The organism is Candidatus Glassbacteria bacterium (assembly GCA_019456185.1).
Classification (GTDB): domain Bacteria; phylum Gemmatimonadota; class Glassbacteria; order GWA2-58-10; family GWA2-58-10; genus JAJRTS01.
The window spans coordinates 1-234 of the sequence record VRUH01000113.1; the positions used below are offsets into that span (position 1 = coordinate 1).

The window sequence follows — 234 nt, forward strand, 5'->3', positions numbered from 1 at the left end:
CGTCAAATTGTCCGACCTGCTTTCCCGTTCTCGAATCTTTCAACACGACGATGTTCCACCGGGGCGACTTCGCCAGATAGTAGGCAGCCACGACCGAGACGAGCATCTGTTTGTTGTCAAAAGCCAACGCATAGAAGCCCGGCGCGATCCAAAGTTTGGGCAGCGTTCCGGTGATTTCAGTCTTGTAAAAAATCCCCTGCTCCATCATCTTGCGGATGAACTTTTCTCGTTTCT

At 51.3% G+C, this 234-nt stretch carries 1 pseudogene (only partly in view); it reads right to left on the reverse strand.

What is annotated here, in order from left to right:
• Positions 1–234: pseudogene (locus FVQ81_18140) on the reverse strand (hypothetical protein) (it continues 823 nt past the right edge of the window).